Consider the following 19231-nt stretch of genomic DNA (forward strand, 5'->3'; position numbering starts at 1 on the left):
GGCGACCTCGACGGTCAGCCCGAACCGGTCGAGGAGCTGGGGCCTGAGCTCCCCCTCCTCGGGGTTCATGGTCCCGACGCCGGCCTCCACGGCCGGTCCCGCCTCCGTCGCTTCTCTGTGGGGCGGCACCCCGGGGCCGCACCCTCACCCCACCGGGCCGCGCCCGTCCGCCACCCCCGGGGGAAACGTGCCGCGGCCGGTGTCGCGTTCGGGCCAGTTCGCGGGCGGGAGGTCGTTCGGCGGGGTCGCGGGGGGTGCGCCGTAGAACAGTTCGTGGTCGCGTTGCCGCTCGAACCTCCAGGCTCCGTCCTGGTGGCAGTAGTGGTCACCGTAGTGAATGGCCTGGTGGAAGAAGGACCCGTCGCCGCGCTGGACCTCGGCCCGGCAGTAGGCGCTCCCCACCGCCCGGCCGTCGTCGGTGAGGCGGACGATGTGGTTCCCGGTGTGCAGGACCGCCATCCGCACCCCGTCGGGCGGAGCACTGGACTGCTCGAACGACGCGCGCAGGGCCTCCCTGCCGCTTGCCTCGCCGCTCCGTAGCGTCACCGGATCGGCATAGAGGCCGGCCAGGGCGTCCATGTCGAGGCCGGCGTAGTGGTAGGCGTACCTGGCCGGCAGGGACCGGATCTCCGCAAGGGCCTCCAGGCGCGCGACCCGGTCCTCGACCGCGTCGCCGCTCATGTGGCCTTGTCCCCGGAGCCGGAGGCGGTGTCCGTCCCGGTGCCAATATCCGTGCCGATGTCCGTCCCGGAGCCGATGTCCGCACCCCAGAAGCGCTGCCAGGTCTCCCAGCGTTCGGGCAGGTCCGCCCGGTGGATGAAGGGGTTCCCCGGGAAATGGAACCGCCCCGGAACCTCCAGCGGATTCTCCCGGACGTCCGCCGCGTAGAACACGTGGGTGCTCCGCGAGGCGAAGTACCAACGTCCGTCGCGGCGTTCGTAGCGGTCCCAGTACTGCATCGGCATCACCACCCACAGGTCCCCGACCTCGTGCTCCGGCCGGCAGTAGACGATGCCGGTGGCGTGGTCCTCGTCCGTGAAGTCGATGATGTGGTTGCCGACGAGGTGGAAGGTGATGCCGTAGGGCCGCAGCACCGGATCGAACCACTCGGCCAGGGCCTCGCGGCCGACCCGCCCGTCATGGGTCCTGACGTCCTCGACGAAGAGGGACACCAGGGTGGGGACGTCCCGGCTGTCCAGGGCGAGGGCGTAGCGGGAGACCAGTTGCCGGATCTCCTCGATCGACTCCAGCCGCCCGACACGGGCTTCGAGATCGCTCATGGGACCCTCCTTCAGGGTGCGGGCAGGGGCGCGGGCTCGCTGAACCTGGATTCGGGTATCAGCCCGTCGCGCACCGCCGCGTCGATGGTCTCCCGCAGCGGCGGGCACGACGGTACGAAGGCGCTGGGCCTGCCCTCTTCGGCGGAGGCGGCGAACCGCGGGCAGCTGTCCTCCGCCTCGGAGAGCCACTGGACGCTGGTGTGGATCTCGCTGTACTTCGCCACGAGCACGCGGGTGTCGCACGCGCTGCACTTGACCGGTTGCATGGGAAACGCTCGCTCTCCGGGCCCGGTTCCCCTCGTGCCCTGTCACGGGTACGCGCAGGGACCGGGCCCCTGTCTACGGACGGGGAAGCGCCCCGGGGACGGAGCGCCGGGCGGGTTCGGCAGGTACCCGCCGGAGCGGTGGGGGAACGGGACACACGGCCGCCGTGCCGTTCGCGACCGACGAACGGCACGGCGGCGCGGACCGCGGTGCGCGAACGGTGGGGACCACCGCGGGGCTTCTCGTCCGGATCGTGCCGGGGCCGCGCAAGCCGCTCCCCCGGCACCGCTCCCGGGGCCTGCCTGATCGAAACGAAAGGACCTAGCCGAAGGTCGCGAGCGGTTCGGAGCCGGACCAGTCGTGACCCCAGTAGCTGTCCGCGGTGATCTCCTCCGCCGTGTAGTACGACTCGTCGACGAGCAGGCCCTGACAGCCGTACTCGATGTCCCAGCCGCCGGGCGCGCGCAGGTAGAAGGAGACCATCTTGTCGTTGGTGTGCCGACCCAGCGTCGAGGAGATCGAGAACTCGCGGCCCACACAGCGGTCGAGCGCGCGGCCCACGTCGTCCAGGTCCTGGACCTCGACCATCACGTGCACCAGCGCGGGCATGTTCACCTTCGGGGCCGGGCACAGCGCCAGGCTGTGGTGACGCCGGTTCACGCCGATGAAGCGAATCCGCTGCGCCGGGACGCCGGGCGGCGTGAGGCGCATGGCTCCGCGCGGACGGAAGCCGAGCGTGTCGAGGTAGAGCTTCTCGGACGCCTCCATGTCGGCGGTCGGCAGGACCACGTGTCCCAGTCCCTCGGCACCGGTGACGAAGCGGTTCCCGTGACGGGTGACGACCGGCGAGTGGTCGAGGACGGGACCGTGGAAGATCTCGGTCCGCACACCGGACGGGTCCACGAAGGCGATGGCCTCCTCCACCCGGCGTTCGTCCGCTTCCTCCACGGACAGCCGCTCGACCTCGTACCCGGCCTTCTCCAGGGTGTCCGTGACCCGGGCCAGCGCGAAGCGGTCGCGCACCTCCCAGCCCACGCTCCGCACCGCGTCGACGTCACCGGGGTGGACGACCATGCGCGCCGCCCGCTCGTCCATCCGCAGGTAGAGGGCGTCGGGGTCGGGGCCGGTGCCCTCGGCGAAGCTCAGGACGTCGAAGGCCAGTTCACGCCACCGGTCCATGTCGGTGGTCTGGACGGTCACGTACCCCAGAGCTCGGATCTCTGTCATGGTTCTCCTTCTGCTGTGCTGTGTGTCGACTGCGGTCAGATCAGGGCCCGCAGGGCGCCCTGGGGTTCGACTCCCATACGGGTCAGCGCGTTCGCGTGGTACGTGGGGCCGGGGATGTGGATCGCGTGGTTCAGCCCCGCGTGGGCGTCGCGCCAGTAGCGCTGCAGCGGCTTGTCCATGCGCAGGGCGTTGCCGCCGGACCGCGCGAAGATCTCGTCGACGGCACGGACGGCCCGCCAGGCGGCCCGCACCTGGGACAGCCGGCCCTCTGCCCGTACCTCGAAGGGGACTTCGCGGCCCGAGTCCACGATGTCCCAGACCCGGTTGAGGTTGCCGAGGATCTCGTTGCGGGCGGCCCGGATGTCGGCGATCGCCTCCCCCAGCACCGACAGGGTGTACGGGTCCTCACGGACCCTGGTTCCCTGGGCGTTGATCCGGTCGCGCTGGTATCCGAGGGCCGTCTCCAGGGCGCCCTCGGCGATACCGATGATCGCGGAGGTGATGCCCGCGGGGAAGGCGCACGACCACGGGATGCGGTAGAGCGTCTCCTCCCGGCCGAACTCCCTGACGGCGCTGCCGTCGATGACCTTGTCGCCGTCCATCACCCGGTAGTCGGGCACGAAGGCGTCGCGTACGACGATGTCCTTGCTGCCCGTGCCCTTGAGACCGACGACGTTCCAGGAGTCGTCGATGATCTCGTAGTCCGAGCGCGGCAGGATGACATGGACCTGCCGGGGCGGGTTGAGGGGCTCCCCCGTCTCGTCGGCGAGCAGTCCGCCGAGGAAGATCCACTGACAGTGGTCGGTGCCCGAGGAGAACTGCCAGCGCCCGGAGAAGCGGTAACCGCCGTCCACCGGCCGCAGCCTGCCCAGAGGCTGGTACGGCGAGGCGAGCCAGGTGTCGGGGTCCTCGCCCCACACCTCCTCCTGCACGCGCCGGTCGGCGTAGGCGAGCTGCCAGGGATGGACACCGACGATTCCATGGACCCATCCGGCGGCCCCCGAGAAGCGGGCGGTCTCCATGACCGCCTCGGCGAACTCGGCGATATGGGTCTGGGCTCCGCCGAACTCCTTCGGCTGGAGCATGCGCACGGCGCCCGCGGAGCGCATCAGGGCCACGGTCTCGTCGGACAGCCGTCCGAGCCGCTCGGCCTCTTCGTCCTGCTCCCGCAGCTTGTCGGCGTTGGCGATCATGTGTTCACGTACGGTGCTCATGAGGATCCTCGTGATTCGGGGTGGAAGGGGAAGTGCGCATCAGGCCTGGGTCCGGCCCTGCCGGTCGGCGTTCTCCCGGGACTCCGCCTCCCAGATACCGATCGCCCTGTCGCAGTCGACCTCGAACTCGAAGCGCTGCACCATCTCGGGCGTGACGTCCTCGACGTCGACGTAGAACTGCTCGTACCAGCGGCGCAGTTGGTAGACCGGACCGTCCTCCTCGGTGAGCAGGGGGTTCTCGATCCGCGACTTGTGCTTCCAGACCTCGACGTCCTGGAGGAACTGCTCCTCGAGACCGTCGACGAACATCGTGCCCATCTCCTGGGCCTGCTCGTCCGTCCAGCCCGGCTTCTTCTCGACGACGATCCCGTACTGCAGCAGGAACGAGTCGGGGCTGATCGGGTAGTGGCAGTTGACGAGCTTGGCCTCGACCGTGTCGCCGTTGGAATCGGTCCAGATGGTGTCCAGCATGAACGAGGGGCCGTAGTAGCTCGCCTCGGAGCGGGTGACGGCTTCGGGGAGGTCCATCTGGACGCCCGTCTTGATGTCGTCGCGCCCGGTGGACGTCATGTACTGGCTCGCGATGTGCCCCTGGAAGACGTTCTTGAAGAAGCGCGGGATCTGGAAGTGCACGTAGAAGAAGTGGGCCATGTCGACGAGGTTGTCGACGATCTCCCGGCAGTGCGCGCCCTCGACCAGGTACGACTTCCAGGCCCACTGGGTCCACCGGCCGTTGTCGTAGTCCTCGATCTCGGGGATCGTCACCTCGAGCGGGGGCGGGTTGCCCTGGGGGTCGTTCCACACGAAGAACAGCCCGTTGGATTCCCTCGTGATCCAGGCCTTGGTCCGCCCGCGCAGCGGCACCCGCCGGGCGTACGGAACGCCCGTGCAGCGACCCTCGCCGTTCCAGCGCCAGTCGTGGAACGGACAGGCGACGGTGTCGCCCTTGATCGTGCCCTTGGCCAGGTTGCCACCCATGTGCCGACAGAACGCGTCGATCATGTGGAGGGTGCCGTCCTGCCGCGCGAACACGACGGCTGTCTCGCCGAATATCTTGATCTCGTGGGGCTTGCCGTCCCGGAAGGTCTCCGCCAACCCCACGCAGTGCCAACCACGCGCGAACCTGGTGGGGTTGCTCCCCGCTTCGATGATCCGGATCTCGTCCTCGGCGACCGCGTCACCCATGTCTGCCTCCCAGACTGCCCGGTGCGCCACTGCACCGTGTCGGTGCGTCATCCTGAACAGCGTGTGGCCGAGTTCCTAACTACCGCTCCCGCTGATCGGGAGCGGCGGGAGCGGGCCGCGTACGGCCCTGCCTCGCGGTCGACGGGGAGGCGGCCGGCCTCGGCCGCGCTGCCCTCGCCGCACCGGCCGGCACCCACGCCCCGGCGCCGCGAGGATGGCGCCGGGGCGCCGCCCCGGCGGGCGCGGAATCCGCCGGGGCCGTGCCGCTCACGCGCTCCCGGAACGCAGCGCAGGCGCCACCTCACTCAACAACAGATCGACATGACGCTGCGTCAGGTCGTCGGGCATGGCGGCGACACTGGCCCAGAAGTAGACGTGTTCGACCGGGAGCCCGGCCGTACGTTTCCGGACAGCCTGGACGGCGTCCTGCGGGGTGAGCACGGTCAGCCCGGGAGCCCCGCCCTTCGGGGCGGCCCCGGCCGCCACCTCGTCGAGGGTGAGGTCGCGGGGCGCGTCCGGTCCGACCGCGCCCATCCGCCGGTAGGAGTTCACCTGATAGGCGTAGTGCGGGAGGATGCGCTGGAACGCCCTCTCGGGGTCGTCGGCCACGATGATGTCCATCAGGCCGCCCATGCGGGCGACCGACGGAAGGTGCCCGCCCTCCGCGAGAGCCTCGGTGTAGGGCTCCAGCAGACGCGGGTCCAAGGACAGCAGCCCGGTACCCAGCAGACCGGCACGACGGGCCCCCTGCGGCCCCTGGTACCCCATCCAGAGCGGCACCGGACTCTGCACGGGAGGCGGTGTCACCTCCTCGGCCAGCAGCCGGCGGATCTCGGCGGCCGCACCGTCCGTCAGGGAGTACCGGCGTCGCAGATCCGCCCCGAAGGCGTCGTACTCCCGCCGGGAGAACCCGGCGCCTATCCCGAGCTCCAGCCTGCCGCCGGAGACGAGGTCGACGACCGCGGCTTCCTCTGCGGTGTGCCGGGGGTGCCGCAGCGCCGCCAGCAGGATTCCGGTGCCGATCCGGACCCGGGAGGTGCGGGCCGCCACGGCGGCGGCGAAGGTGAGGGGCTGCGGGAGGTACCCGTCCTCGGTGAAGTGGTGCTCGGTCAGCCACACCGCGTCCGCGCCCCGCTCCTCTGCCTCGGCGATCAGGTCCAGGGTGCCGCGGTAGTGATCGGCCCAGGGCCGTTGCCAGCGGGGAGGGTTGCGCAGGTCGAAGAAGAGTCCGGTCTTCATGGTTCCACTCCTGGGGCTCCGGTTGAGAACTCGCCGCGCCTGCGTGCCGTGGATGCGCCGTCGTGGGCGCGACGCGTCGGAGCCGGTGGGGCGACGGCGACAGATCTGGGGAGCGTACGGAGGCCGGCTGACGGTTCTCGGCGGCGGATCCCGGTCAGCGGGAGACCGGACCCGCGGCCGATCCATCGCAACATGCCTCGTCAGGGGTATGGACCTGCAACGGAGCGGCGATTACAGTCCGACCCAAACAAACGCTTGATTGACAAAATCAGCACCCGCGTCCAAGGCCCTTCTGTGAAGAAGAGGAGCGGCCCGTGCCGACAGTGAAGTCCGCCATGCCCTCGCCTGCCCTCACCGAGACCGATCAGAGATACGACCTGTCCTCGTCCATGGTCAGCCGGATGACACGCATCCTCGATGCGTTCGGCCGGAGCAGAACCAGCCTCACCCTGGAGGAGGTGGAGGCCCGCACGTCACTGCCCCGTTCCACCGCGCACAGGATACTGAACCAGCTCATCCAGCTCGGCTGGATCACACGTGGCCAGCACGGGTACTCCCTCGGGCGCCGCGCACTGCAGTCCGCCGGAGGCGCGCACAGCTGGGACGAGCTGCGCAAGGCGGCGGCGCCGGTTCTGCACGGCCTCCAGGTGCACACGAAGCTGGTCGTGCACCTCGGGGTGCTCGACGGCCCCGAGGTGCTCTTCCTGGACAAGATCGGCGGGACCTTCGCCGCGTCCCTGCCGTCCGACGTGGGCACCCGCTGGTGGGTGACGAACAACGGGCTCGGCAAGGCCATGCTGGCGTATCTCCCCCCGGAGGACGTCCAGGAACTGCTGCGCGACTGCCCCGAGCACGTCGACAACGCGGACGAGGGCTTCACCTCCATCCACTGCGAGCTCAACGTCATCCGGCGTATGCGCGGGCTCGTCTTCGACCGCGGCGGAGGCATGCCGGGGGTGGGATCCGTGGCCTGTGTCATCCGCGGCGCAGACGGTCCGGTCGGCGCCATATCGGTCTGCGGCGAGCTGGCGCAGATGCATCTCGAACGTCTGGCGCCGCTGGTCGCCACGGCCGCGCACCAGGTGGCGGAGGCGCTCTACGCGGACGGGGCCGAAGCCGGTGGCGGTGAGCCCTCCGCGTCCGGCGCGGGCCGCGTGGATGCCTGGCCGGGTACCGCCCTGCGGCGGGACGCGGCGCGCGCATGGCTGGAGGGGCCGTACGGCGGTGGATGCTGCGGGCAGCGCGCGGTCTGCGATCGGCGCAAGAAGGTGTGACCGCCCGGCCGCCCGGTACTGCGGCGGGAGGCCGGGGATGTTGCCGGCTCCGGCGGCGCGCGGCACCGCCGCTCATCGCCGGTCGGCCGCCCGGCGGTTCCTCAAGGCCTCGGGCGCTGCCGGCAACGGGGCGTGACAGCCTCTCCAGCGGCGGATGGCGACCTGACGTCGGGCGGGGTGAAGCCACCCATGCTCGGGCCGAAAAGCCGGCCCGGCGCCACCGGGGAGTGGCCACGCGGCACGTCGGCGTCCCCTGCCATGTCATCCGGATGTGGCACGGAGCCCATAGACGCGCAGCGCATTGCCGCGGAACACCGCGTCCTTCTCCACGGGGTCCAGCGTCTCCGTGAGGCTGTCGGCGATCCCGACGACCGTCCCGTAGTCCGCTTCCAGGGTGCACACCGGCCAGTCGGATCCGAACAGCAGCCGCTGGGGGCCGAAGGCGTCCAGGGCGATGTCGGCCGCGGGCCTGAGGTCCTCGGTCCGCCAGGCCCCGGGGGCGGCCTCGGTGACCAGGCCGGAGAGCTTGCCCACCGTGTTGGGCAGGGCGGCGAGGCGGCGCAGGTCGGCGGCCCAGGAGGAGAGTTCTCCCCCGGCGATCGGGGGTTTGCCGAGGTGGTCGAGGACGAAGGTCAGGCCGGGGAGCCGGGTCGCCGCGTCGGCCGCGGCGGCCAGTTGACGTGGGGTGACGACGAGGTCGTAGACGAGCCCGGCTCCGGCCACGGCGGTCAGCCCGCGCAGCACGTCCGGGCGCAGCAGCCAGCGCGGGTCCGGCTCCTCCTGGACCTGGTGGCGGATGCCGACCAGCCGGTCCCCGCCCGGCAGTTCACGCAGCGCGGTGATCGTGTCGGCGACATCCGGGGCGGTGAGGTCGGTCCAGCCGACGACCCCGTTGATCAGGTCGCTGCGGGCGGCGAGGGCCAGTAGCTCGGGTGTCTCCTCGGGTACGCAGACGGTCTGCACGACGACCGTGCCGGCCATTTCCGCCACCCGCGCCTCTGCGGCGAGGTCCGCGGCCGAGAAGGACCGGGCGAGCGGGGCGAGGGCCTCGCCGGTGATCCAGGGCTGCGGCCGGGCCGTGAGGTCCCAGACGTGGTGGTGCGCGTCGATGATCCGTCGGCCGGTCACAGCTCCCACACCATCGGCAGTCCCGCCTCGGCGCCCGCCTCGGAGTAGTCGTGGGCGACGTCGAGGAGTTCCGCCGTCCGCGCCTGCCAGGCGATGTCGGCGGGGAGGTGTTCCCGTTCGGCGAGCAGGCGGGCGTAGTCCTCGCGCTCCAGCAGGTGGAACAGTTCGCGGCCGCTGCGCCAGATGGTCCACGAGGTCACGCCCGCGGCCCGGATGGCGCCGGTGAGTTCGGCGGACACCTCGCGGTGGGCCGCCTCGTACGGCGCGATCCGGTCCGCGCGCACGCGAGTGTGCAGGGCGGTCCTCACGGCTTCTCCTGAAGGGGTCCGAGGGGGCGGGGCCGACAAGGGTGGCTGAAGCGGGTGGTGGACAGGGCGACGCGCATCAGCGTTCCCGCGTGGGGGTCGGGACGTCCGGTGGGAGCAGGTCACGTTCCTTGAGCTCCGCCCAGAGCGCGTCCGGGACGGGGTGGTGGAGCATGGCTGCGGCGTCCTCGGCCTCGGTGGCGCTGCGGATGCCGACCAGCACGCTGGAGACGGCCGCGTGTCCGAACGGCAGGCGCAGGGCGGCGGCGCGCAGCGGCACGCCGTACCGCTCACAGACGGCCTGCAGGTCGAGGGCGCGGGCCACCAGGTCGTCGGGCGCGGCGGCATAGTCGAAGGTGGCGCCGGGCCGCGGGGCGGCGAGCAGGCCGGAGTTGAAGACGCCACCGATGACGACCCCCACGCCCCGCGCGGCCGCGAGCGGCAGCAGGTCGGCGAGACCGTGCTGGTCGAGCAGGGTGTAGCGGCCGGCCAGCAGCACGGCGTCGATGTCGGTCTCGCGGAGGAAGCGAGCCGGCAGCTCTGCCTGGTTCATGCCGACGCCGATGGCGCCGAGCACTCCTTCGCCGCGCAGCCGTTCCAGCTCCGGGTAGGCCTCTGTCAGGGCCTGCTCGGCGTGGTCGTCCGGGTCGTGCAGGTAGGCGATGTCGATCCGGTCGAGTCCGAGGCGTTCCAGGCTGTCTTCGAGTGAGCGGCGCACGCCGGAGGCGCTGAAGTCCCAGACGCGGCGGTGGGTCGCGGGTACGGCGAAGCCGCTCGCCAGATCGTCGGCGCCGCCGGCTGCCGCGGGTTGGAGCAGTCGGCCCACCTTGGTCGACACGGTGTACTCGTCCCTCGGGCGGCCTCGCAGAGCGGCGCCGAGGCGCCGCTCGGACAGGCCGAGGCCATAGTGCGGGGCGGTGTCGAAGTACCGCACGCCCGCGTCCCAGGCGGCGGCCACGGCTTGTCCGGCCTGCTCGTCGGTGACCGGGGTGAACAGGTTGCCGATACCAGCCGCACCGAAGGAGAGTTCGGTGACCCGCACGGCAGTGCGGCCGAGCCGGTTCCGACGCAGGGTCACGGCTGGGGCTCCGGTCGCAGACGGAGCCCCGCCATGCCGCCGTCGACCGCGAGGGCGGTGCCGGTGGTGCTGCCCGCGGCCGGGGAGGCCAGGTAGGCGATGGCGGCGGCCACTTCCTCGGCGGTGACGAGCCGACCGGTGGGCTGCCGGGCGCCCAGCGCTGCGCGTTCGGCGGCCGGGTCCGCGGCGGCGTCCAGCAGCCGGCCGACCCACGGGGTGTCGACCGTGCCCGGGTTGACGCAGTTGACGCGGATGCCCTCGCGGATGTGGTCGGCGGCCATGGCCAGGGTGAGCGCGAGCACGGCTCCCTTGCTCGCGGAGTACAGGGCGCGCTGCGGCAGGCCTGCGGTGGCGGCGATGGAGCAGGTGTTGACCACCGAGGCGGCCCGCGAGGCGCGCAGATACGGCAGGGCGGCGCGGGTGGTGCGGACGACGCCGAGGACGTTGACGTCGAGCACGCGGTGCCACTGCTCGTCCGGGTTGTCCTCGACCGTTCCGGCGGCGCCGATACCGGCGTTGTTGACCAGGATGTCGAGCCCGCCGAGCGCCTCGGCCGCCGCCTGTACGGCGGCGCGCAGGGAGTGGTCGTCGGTGACGTCGGCGGTGAAGCCGCGCAGCGGGGCGGGCGCGCCACGGGGATCGAGGTCGATGACGGCGACGTTCGCGCCCTGCTCGCTCAGCAGTCGGGCGGTGGCCAGGCCGATCCCGGAGGCGCCACCGGTGACCAGGGCCGCGAGCCCTTCGAGGCCGGTCGTCATGTGTGGTCCTCCCTTTCCGTGCCGGTGGCACCGGCGGCCAGGTCGGCCGTCCAGAACGTGCCGTCGGGGTAGCTGTAGGTGTCGAGGGTGGCCTGGTGCATGGCGGCGGAGAAGCCGGGCGCCGTGGGGGCCCGGTAGTGTCCGTCCGTGATCACCGCCGGGTCCAGGAAGTGCTGGTGGAGGTGGTCGACGTACTCGATGACCCGGTCCTCGGTGGTGCCGGTGAGCGCCACGTAGTCGAACATCGACAGGTGCTGGACGAGTTCGCACAGTCCGACGCCGCCGGCGTGCGGGCAGACCGGAGTGCCGAACTTGGCGGCGAGCAGCAGGATCGCGAGGTTCTCGTTGACGCCGGCCACCCGCGCGGAGTCCAGCTGGAGGACGTCGATGGCGCCGGCCTGCAGGAGCTGCTTGAAGATGATGCGGTTGTGCACGTGTTCGCCGGTGGCGACCTTGACGGGGTGGACGCCGCGCCGGATGGCGGCGTGTCCGAGGATGTCGTCGGGGCTGGTGGGCTCCTCGATCCAGTACGGGTCGAACTCCGCGAGTGCCTTGGTCCATTCGACGGCCTCGTCGACGTTCCAGCGCTGATTGGCGTCGATGGCCATGCGGATGCCCGGCCCGACGGCCCGACGGGCGGCGCGGCAGCGGCGGATGTCGTCCTGGAGGTCGGCGCCGACCTTCAGCTTGATCTGGGTGAAGCCCTCGGCGACGGCCTGCTCGGCGAGGCGGGTGAGTTTCTCGTCGGAGTAGCCGAGCCAGCCGGGTGAGGTGGTGTAGGCGGGGTAGCCGCGGCGCAGCAGTGCGACGGCCCGTTCGCCGGCGCCCTGCCTGCCCTTGCGCAGCAGTTCCAGGGCTTCGTCGGGGGTCAGGGCGTCGGTGAGGTAGCGGAAGTCCACCTGGGAGACCAGCCAGGCGGGGTCGGCGTCGGCCAGGAGCTGCCACAGCGGCTTGCCCGCGCGCTTGGCCGCCAGGTCCCAGACCGCGTTGACCACGGCGCCGATCGCCATGTGCATCACGCCCTTCTCCGGCCCGAGCCAGCGCAGCTGGCTGTCGCCGATGAGGTCGCGGTACAGCGAACCGGGGTCGGCGCACAGCTCGGCGACCGGGCGTCCGACGACGTGCTCGCGCAGCGCGGCGATGGCGGCGACCTGGACATCGTTGCCACGGCCGATGGTGAAGGTGAAGCCGTGGCCCTCGTGGTCGCCCGCCGAGGTGCTCAGCACGACGTATGCGGCGGAGTAGTCGGGGTCGGGATTCATCGCGTCGGACCCGTCCAGTTCCCGGGAGGTCGGGAAGCGGACGTCGTAGGTGTCGACGGCGGTGATCCGCGCGGCGGTTGCGGACAACTCGGCGCCTTTCACGCGTGGGTGAACGTCTGGCGCTGGGTACCGAGACCGTCGATGGACAGCTCGACCGTGTCACCGGCGCGCAGGTACGGGGTGCCGGGCAGGCCGAGGGCCACGCCGGCCGGGGTGCCGGTGTTGATGACGTCACCGGGGTTCAGCACCATGTACTGACTCAGGTACCGGACGAGATACGCGACGTCGAAGATCATGTTCTTGGTGTTGCCGTCCTGGCGGACCTCGCCGCCCACGGACAGGTGCAGGCCGAGCGCCTGCGGGTCACCCACCTCGTCCGGGGTCACCAGCCAGGGACCCAGGGGGTTGAAGGTCTCGCAGGACTTGCCGAGGTCCCACTGGGCGGAGTACTCGAGCTGGAACTCCCGCTCGGAGACGTCGTTGCTGACGGCGTAGCCCGCGATGTGGGCCGCGGCCTCGGCGGGGCTCTCCAGGTAGCGGGCCTCCACGCCGATGACGACGGCGAGTTCGACCTCCCAGTCGGTCTTCACCGAGCCGCGCGGAATACGCACCCCGTCGTAGGGACCCACGACGGTCGACGGGTCCTTCATGAAGACCACCGGCCGCTCGGGGACTGCCGCGCCGGTCTCCTCGGCGTGGTCACGGTAGTTGAGGCCGACGCACACCACCTTGCCCGGACGCGCGACGGGAGCGCCGATGCGGCGTCCTGCCAGGTCCAGACGCGGCAACGATCCCTCGGCCAGCGCCTGCCTGACCCGGTCGACGCCGCCGGAGGCGAGGAAAGTGCCGTCGATGTCCGTGGTGAGGCCGGTGAGCGTGTACGCGGCGCCTTCCTCGTCGAGGACCGCCGGCATCTCCGCTCCCGGCTCTCCGACGCGCAACAGCTTCATGTTCTTCTTCTCTTTCGTCGTCACGGCGGACGCCGATGCCCCCGGCGCCCCATACATCGGAGGACTTTCGGAGCCCGACCCTACGAGGAGCAGCCACACCTGCGCAACAAGTCCTCCGACCTTTCCCCGCCACCCTCCCTTCAGGGAACTTCAATCAACAGGCGGGGAGGGAGTTCAAGGACCGGGAACCCCGCCGTTGGAGCCCGTACGCCACTCGGAGATTCATCGGAGGTCCCCTCTCGCCGTGTACGTTTCCCGAGCGCCAGGCGCCGGGCCCCCCGTGCACGGCCCGGCCGATCGCCTGCCCCGGCGGACCGCCGGTTCTCCAAGGGCTGTCCCGTATTCCCTGATGGATCGGTGCACGGCGTCACGAACGCTGCATCGCAAGGCGGAAGGGCGCCCGCATACTGCGTGTCTTCGGGCGTTCCGACAACGGAGTGGGTTCCCCGTGCCGTTGAGGCTACGGCGGGGAGAGCGCGACCCGGTCCGAGCCCGCTCCAGGGGCGTGGAGGTCGGCCGCGGGCGGGAGGCCGGGCAGTCCGCCCCGGTCCCGGCGCCGCCGCCGCACCGTCAGAGCGCCGCCGCTTCGGGGCCGAGGGTGCCGCGCAGCCACCGTTCCACGCCGGCGACATGCACGGTCATCCAGGACCGGGCCAGCTCCGGATCCCGTCCGGCGATGGCGTCGCAGATCGCCCGGTGCTGGTCGCGGGTGCGCTGGACGGCGCCCTCCTCGGTCAGCCCGCGCCAGACCCGCGCCCGGGTCGTCGGGCCTGCGATCCCGTCGATCAGCGAGCACAGCACCGGGTTCCCGGTGCCGGAGGCGATCAGCCGATGGAACTCCAGGTCGTTGGCGATGAGTTCGTCCAGCGAAGGCTCCTTCGGGAGACGGTCGAGGATCTCCGCCAGAGCGGCGATCCCCTCTTCCGGCATCGCGCTTGCGGCCATCGCCGCCGCGGCGGGCTCCAGCAGCCGGCGGACCTCCAGGAAGTACAGCACCGTGTCGTCCTGGTGGAAGTCGACGACGAAACCGAGTGCGTCCAACAAGAGCTCGGGTTCCAGGCTGGTCACGTAGGTGCCGTCACCCTGACGCACGTCGAGGACCCGGATCAGCGAGAGCGCCTTGACCGCCTCTCGCAGCGAGTTGCGCGACAGGCCGAGCCGCTCGGCCAGGTCGGCCTCCTTGGGAAGCCGCTCTCCCGGTCGCAGCTCGCCATCGACGATCATCGCCTTGATCTTCTCGATGGCCTCGTCGGTAACCGGCACGGTGTGACCTCCTCGTACGAAGGCGCCACTTTACATCGGATGAATGTACGGTCCGGATCATGTGTCGCCCCCACCCCCTACATGGCCGGCTCCGGCGTCCGGAGGCGCACGCCGTCCCCCGGGGAGTGAACCGGCCCGGGCTTCAGCCTCGCTCGACAGTGAGGTCGAGGAAGTGGGTGGAGCAGGAAATACACGGGTCGTGACTGCGGATCACGCGTTCGCACAGTGCGGTCAACTCGGCATCGGTGGTGCGGCTGTCCGAGTCCAGGCGGCACTGCACCGCGCGCCGCAGGTCGTGTTCGATCGCCGCCAGGTTCTGGGCGGTCGGCGGGACCAGTACGGCATCGGTGACCGAACCGTCGGCGTCAAGGGTGTAGCGGTGGTAGAGGAGTCCTCGGGGAGCCTCGGTGGCGCCGTGGCCGGTGGCCGCTCGCGCGGGAACGTCGAGCCGGGGGTGAGGCGGGCGTTCGTAGGCATCGATGAGGCGTTGCGCCTCGTGAACGGCGTACAGCACCTCGATGGCTCGGACGATGATGCTGCGGAACGGATTGCGGCACACCGCTCCCTCGTTCGGGTCACCGAGCCCGGCCTCACGTGCGCTGCTCAGGACGTCGGGCGGAAGCCAGCGGCCGCTGATCGCGTAGCGGGCCAGCGTCCCGGTCAGATGGCGGCGTCCGTCGAGACGGGAGTGCAGCGCGGTGGAGTGCGGTACCTGGGTCTCGGTGATGTGCTCGGCAAACGCGTGGAGCGGGAAGGTGCGCGTGGGCAGGGCCCGGTCGCTGTCCGGGGGCAGGCCGGTGGTGCTCGGTGCCGGCATGACGGTGGGGGTGCCCGAGCCGATGGCGTAGCTGCCGGGCTCGGCCAGTGCGAGGAACTCGTGGTCGCTTCCGCCGTCGGGGAAGTCGAAGCCCGCCACCCAGCGCACGGTGGCCTCCGCGGCGTCGCGGGCGCGCCGCAGCCGTTCGGCCAGGGGGCGCAGTTCTTCTCTGGTGGGCACGCGGTGGAAGCCGCCGAGACAGACGTTGACGGGGTGGATGGGGCGGCCGCCGAGCAGTTCGACGACCGCATTGCCGGTCTGTTTCAGCGCCAGCCCACGTTCGACGTCGGCGGGGTGGGTGCGGGCCAGGTCGATGACACTGTCCTGCCCGAGGAAGTCGGGTGCGTGCAGGAGATAGATGTGGAGGGTCTGGCTTTCGATCCACTCGCCGCAGTAGAGCAGTCGGCGCAGGGCGTCCAGTTGTCCGTCCACGGTGATGCCGCACGCGTCCTCGATGGCCCGGCATGCGCTCATCTGGTAGGCCACCGGGCAGATTCCGCAGACGCGGGCGGTGATGTCGGGCGGTTCGGTGTAGGAGCGACCGCGCAGGAACGCCTCGAAGAACCGTGGCGGTTCGTAGATCTTCAGATGGGCATCGACGACCTGGCCGCCGTCGAGCCGAAGGTGCAGTGCGCCTTCGCCTTCCACTCGGGCGAGGGAGTTCACCCGCAGCACCCTGGTGCCCTGGTCCGTCACCGCTGCGCCTCCTTTCGGGATGCCGCGTCGAACTCGGGCGCGGCGGTGTTGAACGTGCGCAGCACCCTGACCACGTCGAGGGTGTCCATGCCGTCACGGCGCAGCAGCGGGATGAACGAGGGGAAGTTCACGGAGTTCGAGGGGCCGAAGCAGCCGTAGCAGCCTCGGTCGTAGACGGGGCACAGGGCGCCGCAGCCGGCGTGGGTGACCGGCCCCAGGCAGGGGGTGCCGTGGGCGACGGTGACACAGACCGTTCCGCGACGCTTGCACTCGAAGCACACGCTGTGTGCGGGCACATCGGGGGTCCGGCCGGAGAGGTAGGCGGTGATGACCTCGATGAGCTGGCCGCGGTCGATGGGGCAGCCGCGCAGTTCGAAGTCGACGGGGACGTGTGCGCTGATGGGAGTGGATGTGGCGAGGACGTCGATGTAGTCCGGCCGGGCGTAGACCACAGCCTGGAACTCGGCAACATCGGCGTAGTTGCGCAGCGCCTGGACGCCGCCGGCGGTGGCGCAGGCCCCGATCGTGACGAGGCGGCGGGAGGCGGCGCGGATGTGCCGGATCCGTTCGGCGTCCTCTGCGGTGGTGACCGATCCCTCGACCAGGGACAGGTCGTAGGGGCCCGGTCCGGGGTTGCTGGAGGCCTCCAGGAAGTGGGTGATCCGGACTCGGTCGGCGATGCCCAGGAGCTCGTCCTCGCAGTCGAGCAGGGTGAGTTGGCAGCCGTCGCAGGAGGCGAACTTCCACACGGCCAGCTCCGGCCGCCGTGGGGACGTACTCCTGCCGGCCGTGGTGGTCACGTCACAACTCCCTCACAGAAAGCAGGTGTTCGGCACGGCTCCAGGGGACGACCGGGCCGTCGCGGCACAGCAGCAGCGGGCCGAGCTGGCAGTGTCCGCAGTGGCCGGTGCCGCAGTGCATGGTGCGTTCCAGCGACACCCTGACCCGGTCCGGGACGAGCCCGCGGTGGACGAGCTCACGGGCGGTGGCCCTCATCATCACCTCCGGTCCGCAGACGAAGGCCGCCGCTCGCCCGGGGGTGAACTCGGCCCGGTCGAGCAACGCGGTGACCACCCCCACCTCCCCCTGCCAGTCGCCGTCCGGCCGGTCCACGGTGACGTGGACCTGGGCACCGGCACCACGCCAGTCATCCACATCTCGGCAAAAGAGCAGATCATCCGGGGTACGGGTGCCGATGAGGACGGTGAGCCGCCCGTAAAGTCGGGGCGTGGCGAGCGCGGCACGGACCAGGGGGCGCAGGGGTGCCAGGCCCAGTCCCCCGGCGATGACGAGTAGGTCGAGTCCTTGGGCGGAGGGCAGTTCCCAGCCGGTGCCGAACGGTCCGCGGATCCCGACCGTCGCGCCGCGCGGCAGGGCGTGCAGGGCGCGCGAGACCGCGCCGACGGCGCGGACCGTGTGCGTCAGCCGGCTGCCGTCGAGACGGCTCAGGGAGAGGGGGATGTCACCGATGCCGAAGGCGTACACCATGGCGAACTGGCCGGGGACAAAAGGCGACAGGGCCTCCGCCACCGGGTCGAGCACCAGCTCGGCGGTGTCCGGGGTCTCGTCCGAACGCTCGGCCACCCGGTACGGAAGCGGTGGGAGGCTCGGGCGGGCCGCCGTCACGGCCCCCGTCCTTCGGTCCCGGACTTCAACGGCTCGTCGGGCGGGCCGTAGAGGTCCAGCAGGCGGGTGCGGGCGGCCCGTAGTCTGCGGCCGATGGCCACCGCGGCAACGCACCGGGTGAGGGCCAGGCCGAACGCGCAGTCCGCGTCGATCGCGTCGCGCACCTGTCGGGCGTCGAACTCGTAGGCCGTCACGGGCGCGCGGGTCCGTGCTCCGAGATGCCATTGGTAGGGCTCGAACAGCCAGGACCAGCCGAGCAGTTCCCCCTGGCCGAGGGTTTCGACGACGGCCGTGCCGCGGCCCGGCTCGTGCATCTCCAGAGCCACGGTCCCGGAGCGGATGATCCAGAACCGGTCGGCCTCGCCGCCCTCCTCGAAGATCCGCAGCGCCGCCGGCAGGGAGACCTCGTGGGCGAGGGCCAGCAGCCGGTCGCGGTGCACCGGTGGGAGCGCCCCGAGAAATCCGGTTCGGCGGCCGGTCACGGCGTGGCCTTGCCCGGTACGCCGTCGGCCTCGCGCTCCGCGTTCAGTGCGTGGGCCTCCTCCGTGATGTCGATGCCGACCGGGCACCACACGATGCACCGTCCGCAGCCGACACATCCCGAGCTGCCGAACTGGTCGTACCAGGTGCCGAGTTTGTGGGTGGCCCACTGCCGGTAGCGGCTGTGGCCGGAGGCACGGACCGGACCGCCCGGCAGATGGGTGAACTCCAGGTCGAAGCACGACTCCCAGCGCCGCCAGCGCTCCGCGTGGTCGCCGGTCAGGTCGGTGACGTCCTCCGCGGTCGTGCAGAAGCAGGTGGGGCACGCCATGGTGCAGTTGCCGCAGGTCAGGCAGCGAGCGGCAACGTCGTTCCAGCGATCGGCATGCAGCGTCTCACGCATCAGCACCTGCAGGTCCACCTCCGGCATGGTGCGCCCCATCCGGCCCGCCGCCGCGGCGACGAGCTCCCGGGCCGCGGTGGCACACCCTGCGTCGGCCGGCTGCTGCGGCAGTTCGGCCAGTACCGAAACGCCCTCGTCGCTGCCGGCCCGGGCCCAGAAGCGGTGCCCTCTTTCGTCGATCACCTCGGTCAGCGCCAGGTCGTATGCGCCGTCCACTGCCGGCCCTGTCCCCATCGAGGTGCAGAAACAGGTGGCGCCGGGCTCGGTGCACTCCACGACGACCAGGAACACGCGTGCGCGGCGGGCACGGTAGCGGCTGTCGGTGTGCGGTCCGGCGGCCAGAACCCGGTCCTGGACGGCGATGGCCCGGAGATCACACGGCCGGACGCCCAGGAACGCGTAGGACGGAGCCGGAGTGTCGTTCCCGGTCACGGTCCAGGCGCCGTCGTTCCCGCGGTCGGCGCTCCACTGCCGCTCACGCTGCGGGTGCAGGTACGTCTTCCAGGACTGGGGCCCGGCGCTGTGTGCGAACGCCGCCCCGTCCTGGCGGGGCCGTACCCGGTAGTGGCCGGCTTCCAGCTCGACGCCCGACCCGTAGGGCAGTTCCTCACCGCTGCGGAGTTCGGCCAGCACGATCGCGCCGTCGCGCACGGTCGGCCCGATGACCGTGCGACCGCGCTCGGCGAGGACGGTGATGAGTGCCGCCAGTCCTTCCTTCCCGATCACCGCGGTGGTTGCCTGGTGTGTCATCAGCCGCCTTTCGGTGCGGGCCGTACCGGCCC

General features: G+C 71.2%; 20 protein-coding genes. 1 reads left to right on the forward strand and 19 read right to left on the reverse strand.

The genetic code is table 11. The features are described 5' to 3' along the window. Positions 1 to 144 precede the first annotated feature (144 nt). The 7 genes from AB0L71_RS23815 to AB0L71_RS23845 all read right to left on the reverse strand — a co-directional run bounded on the left by AB0L71_RS23815 (position 145) and on the right by AB0L71_RS23845 (position 6409). Positions 145 to 681 (reverse strand): nuclear transport factor 2 family protein, encoded by a 537-nt coding sequence (locus AB0L71_RS23815; RefSeq protein ID WP_365246496.1) that lies wholly within the window; start codon positions 679 to 681, stop codon positions 145 to 147. After that, positions 678 to 1280: a nuclear transport factor 2 family protein gene (locus tag AB0L71_RS23820; RefSeq protein ID WP_365246499.1), complete on the reverse strand. Its 603-nt coding sequence runs from the start codon at positions 1278 to 1280 to the stop codon at positions 678 to 680. Before AB0L71_RS23820 ends, AB0L71_RS23815 begins: the two co-directional genes overlap by 4 nt. Positions 1281 to 1291: 11 nt before the next feature. Further along, positions 1292 to 1546: a hypothetical protein gene (locus tag AB0L71_RS23825; RefSeq protein ID WP_365246502.1), complete on the reverse strand. Its 255-nt coding sequence runs from the start codon at positions 1544 to 1546 to the stop codon at positions 1292 to 1294. A gap of 319 nt (positions 1547 to 1865) precedes the next feature. After that, a complete protein-coding gene (locus AB0L71_RS23830; RefSeq protein WP_365246505.1) occupies positions 1866 to 2771 on the reverse strand; it encodes a VOC family protein in 906 nt (301 codons plus the stop codon). 35 nt (positions 2772 to 2806) lie between these two features. After that, positions 2807 to 3985, reverse strand: a complete 1179-nt coding sequence (locus AB0L71_RS23835) for an acyl-CoA dehydrogenase family protein (RefSeq protein WP_365246508.1) — start codon at positions 3983 to 3985, stop codon at positions 2807 to 2809. Between the two features lie 39 nt (positions 3986 to 4024). Next, positions 4025 to 5170: a Rieske 2Fe-2S domain-containing protein gene (locus AB0L71_RS23840; protein ID WP_365246511.1), complete on the reverse strand. Its 1146-nt coding sequence runs from the start codon at positions 5168 to 5170 to the stop codon at positions 4025 to 4027. A gap of 267 nt (positions 5171 to 5437) precedes the next feature. Then, positions 5438 to 6409: an LLM class flavin-dependent oxidoreductase gene (locus tag AB0L71_RS23845; RefSeq protein WP_365246514.1), complete on the reverse strand. Its 972-nt coding sequence runs from the start codon at positions 6407 to 6409 to the stop codon at positions 5438 to 5440. A gap of 314 nt (positions 6410 to 6723) precedes the next feature. Between AB0L71_RS23845 and AB0L71_RS23850 the strand changes: the two genes are divergently transcribed. Continuing rightward, positions 6724 to 7683, forward strand: a complete 960-nt coding sequence (locus AB0L71_RS23850) for an IclR family transcriptional regulator (RefSeq protein WP_365246517.1) — start codon at positions 6724 to 6726, stop codon at positions 7681 to 7683. A gap of 261 nt (positions 7684 to 7944) precedes the next feature. Here AB0L71_RS23850 and AB0L71_RS23855 read toward each other — a convergent pair whose 3' ends face one another. The 12 genes from AB0L71_RS23855 to AB0L71_RS23910 all read right to left on the reverse strand — a co-directional run bounded on the left by AB0L71_RS23855 (position 7945) and on the right by AB0L71_RS23910 (position 19199). Beyond that, on the reverse strand, positions 7945 to 8811 hold the full coding sequence (locus tag AB0L71_RS23855; protein ID WP_365246520.1) for an amidohydrolase family protein: 867 nt from the start codon (positions 8809 to 8811) through the stop codon (positions 7945 to 7947). Next, positions 8808 to 9119 (reverse strand): L-rhamnose mutarotase, encoded by a 312-nt coding sequence (locus tag AB0L71_RS23860; protein WP_365246523.1) that lies wholly within the window; start codon positions 9117 to 9119, stop codon positions 8808 to 8810. The genes AB0L71_RS23855 and AB0L71_RS23860 overlap by 4 nt, the downstream gene beginning before the upstream one ends. 76 nt (positions 9120 to 9195) lie before the next feature. After that, a complete protein-coding gene (locus AB0L71_RS23865; RefSeq protein ID WP_365246732.1) occupies positions 9196 to 10188 on the reverse strand; it encodes an aldo/keto reductase in 993 nt (330 codons plus the stop codon). 2 nt (positions 10189 to 10190) lie between these two features. Next, positions 10191 to 10952: an SDR family oxidoreductase gene (locus AB0L71_RS23870; RefSeq protein ID WP_365246526.1), complete on the reverse strand. Its 762-nt coding sequence runs from the start codon at positions 10950 to 10952 to the stop codon at positions 10191 to 10193. Then, positions 10949 to 12301: an L-fuconate dehydratase gene (locus tag AB0L71_RS23875; protein ID WP_365246529.1), complete on the reverse strand. Its 1353-nt coding sequence runs from the start codon at positions 12299 to 12301 to the stop codon at positions 10949 to 10951. The genes AB0L71_RS23870 and AB0L71_RS23875 overlap by 4 nt, the downstream gene beginning before the upstream one ends. A gap of 11 nt (positions 12302 to 12312) precedes the next feature. Next, on the reverse strand, positions 12313 to 13164 hold the full coding sequence (locus AB0L71_RS23880) for a fumarylacetoacetate hydrolase family protein (protein ID WP_365246734.1): 852 nt from the start codon (positions 13162 to 13164) through the stop codon (positions 12313 to 12315). Positions 13165 to 13734: 570 nt separating this feature from the next. Next, complete coding sequence (locus AB0L71_RS23885; protein WP_365246532.1) at positions 13735 to 14427, reverse strand: FadR/GntR family transcriptional regulator; 693 nt, start codon at positions 14425 to 14427, stop codon at positions 13735 to 13737. 142 nt (positions 14428 to 14569) lie between these two features. Further along, positions 14570 to 15940 (reverse strand): nickel-dependent hydrogenase large subunit, encoded by a 1371-nt coding sequence (locus AB0L71_RS23890; RefSeq protein ID WP_365246535.1) that lies wholly within the window; start codon positions 15938 to 15940, stop codon positions 14570 to 14572. Beyond that, positions 15937 to 16740 carry an oxidoreductase gene (locus AB0L71_RS23895; protein WP_365246538.1) on the reverse strand — a complete coding sequence of 268 codons (804 nt, stop codon included), beginning with the start codon at positions 16738 to 16740 and terminating at the stop codon, positions 15937 to 15939. Before AB0L71_RS23895 ends, AB0L71_RS23890 begins: the two co-directional genes overlap by 4 nt. 1 nt (position 16741) lies before the next feature. Continuing rightward, entirely contained in the window at positions 16742 to 17566 is an 825-nt protein-coding gene (locus AB0L71_RS23900; RefSeq protein ID WP_365246541.1) for an FAD/NAD(P)-binding protein, read from the reverse strand. Continuing rightward, positions 17563 to 18048: a cyclic nucleotide-binding domain-containing protein gene (locus tag AB0L71_RS23905; protein WP_365246544.1), complete on the reverse strand. Its 486-nt coding sequence runs from the start codon at positions 18046 to 18048 to the stop codon at positions 17563 to 17565. The genes AB0L71_RS23900 and AB0L71_RS23905 overlap by 4 nt, the downstream gene beginning before the upstream one ends. After that, positions 18045 to 19199, reverse strand: coding sequence for a 4Fe-4S dicluster domain-containing protein (locus AB0L71_RS23910; protein WP_365246547.1), 1155 nt, complete (start codon positions 19197 to 19199; stop codon positions 18045 to 18047). The genes AB0L71_RS23905 and AB0L71_RS23910 overlap by 4 nt, the downstream gene beginning before the upstream one ends. Between the last annotated feature and the right edge of the window lie 32 nt (positions 19200 to 19231).

The sequence above is a fragment of the Streptomyces sp. NPDC052052 genome (assembly GCF_040680455.1).
Lineage (GTDB): Bacteria > Actinomycetota > Actinomycetes > Streptomycetales > Streptomycetaceae > Streptomyces.

What these genes read in the sequence shown, in the direction of transcription:
- AB0L71_RS23870 (WP_365246526.1), bottom strand. Translation starts at nt 10,952, where the DNA reads ATGACGACCGGCCTCGAAGGGCTCGCGGCCCTGGTCACCGGTGGCGCC.
- AB0L71_RS23820 (WP_365246499.1), bottom strand. Translation starts at nt 1,280, where the DNA reads ATGAGCGATCTCGAAGCCCGTGTCGGGCGGCTGGAGTCGATCGAGGAG.
- AB0L71_RS23815 (WP_365246496.1), bottom strand. Translation starts at nt 681, where the DNA reads ATGAGCGGCGACGCGGTCGAGGACCGGGTCGCGCGCCTGGAGGCCCTT.
- AB0L71_RS23910 (WP_365246547.1), bottom strand. Translation starts at nt 19,199, where the DNA reads ATGACACACCAGGCAACCACCGCGGTGATCGGGAAGGAAGGACTGGCG.
- AB0L71_RS23830 (WP_365246505.1), bottom strand. Translation starts at nt 2,771, where the DNA reads ATGACAGAGATCCGAGCTCTGGGGTACGTGACCGTCCAGACCACCGAC.
- AB0L71_RS23845 (WP_365246514.1), bottom strand. Translation starts at nt 6,409, where the DNA reads ATGAAGACCGGACTCTTCTTCGACCTGCGCAACCCTCCCCGCTGGCAA.
- AB0L71_RS23880 (WP_365246734.1), bottom strand. Translation starts at nt 13,164, where the DNA reads ATGAAGCTGTTGCGCGTCGGAGAGCCGGGAGCGGAGATGCCGGCGGTC.
- AB0L71_RS23840 (WP_365246511.1), bottom strand. Translation starts at nt 5,170, where the DNA reads ATGGGTGACGCGGTCGCCGAGGACGAGATCCGGATCATCGAAGCGGGG.
- AB0L71_RS23825 (WP_365246502.1), bottom strand. Translation starts at nt 1,546, where the DNA reads ATGCAACCGGTCAAGTGCAGCGCGTGCGACACCCGCGTGCTCGTGGCG.
- AB0L71_RS23835 (WP_365246508.1), bottom strand. Translation starts at nt 3,985, where the DNA reads ATGAGCACCGTACGTGAACACATGATCGCCAACGCCGACAAGCTGCGG.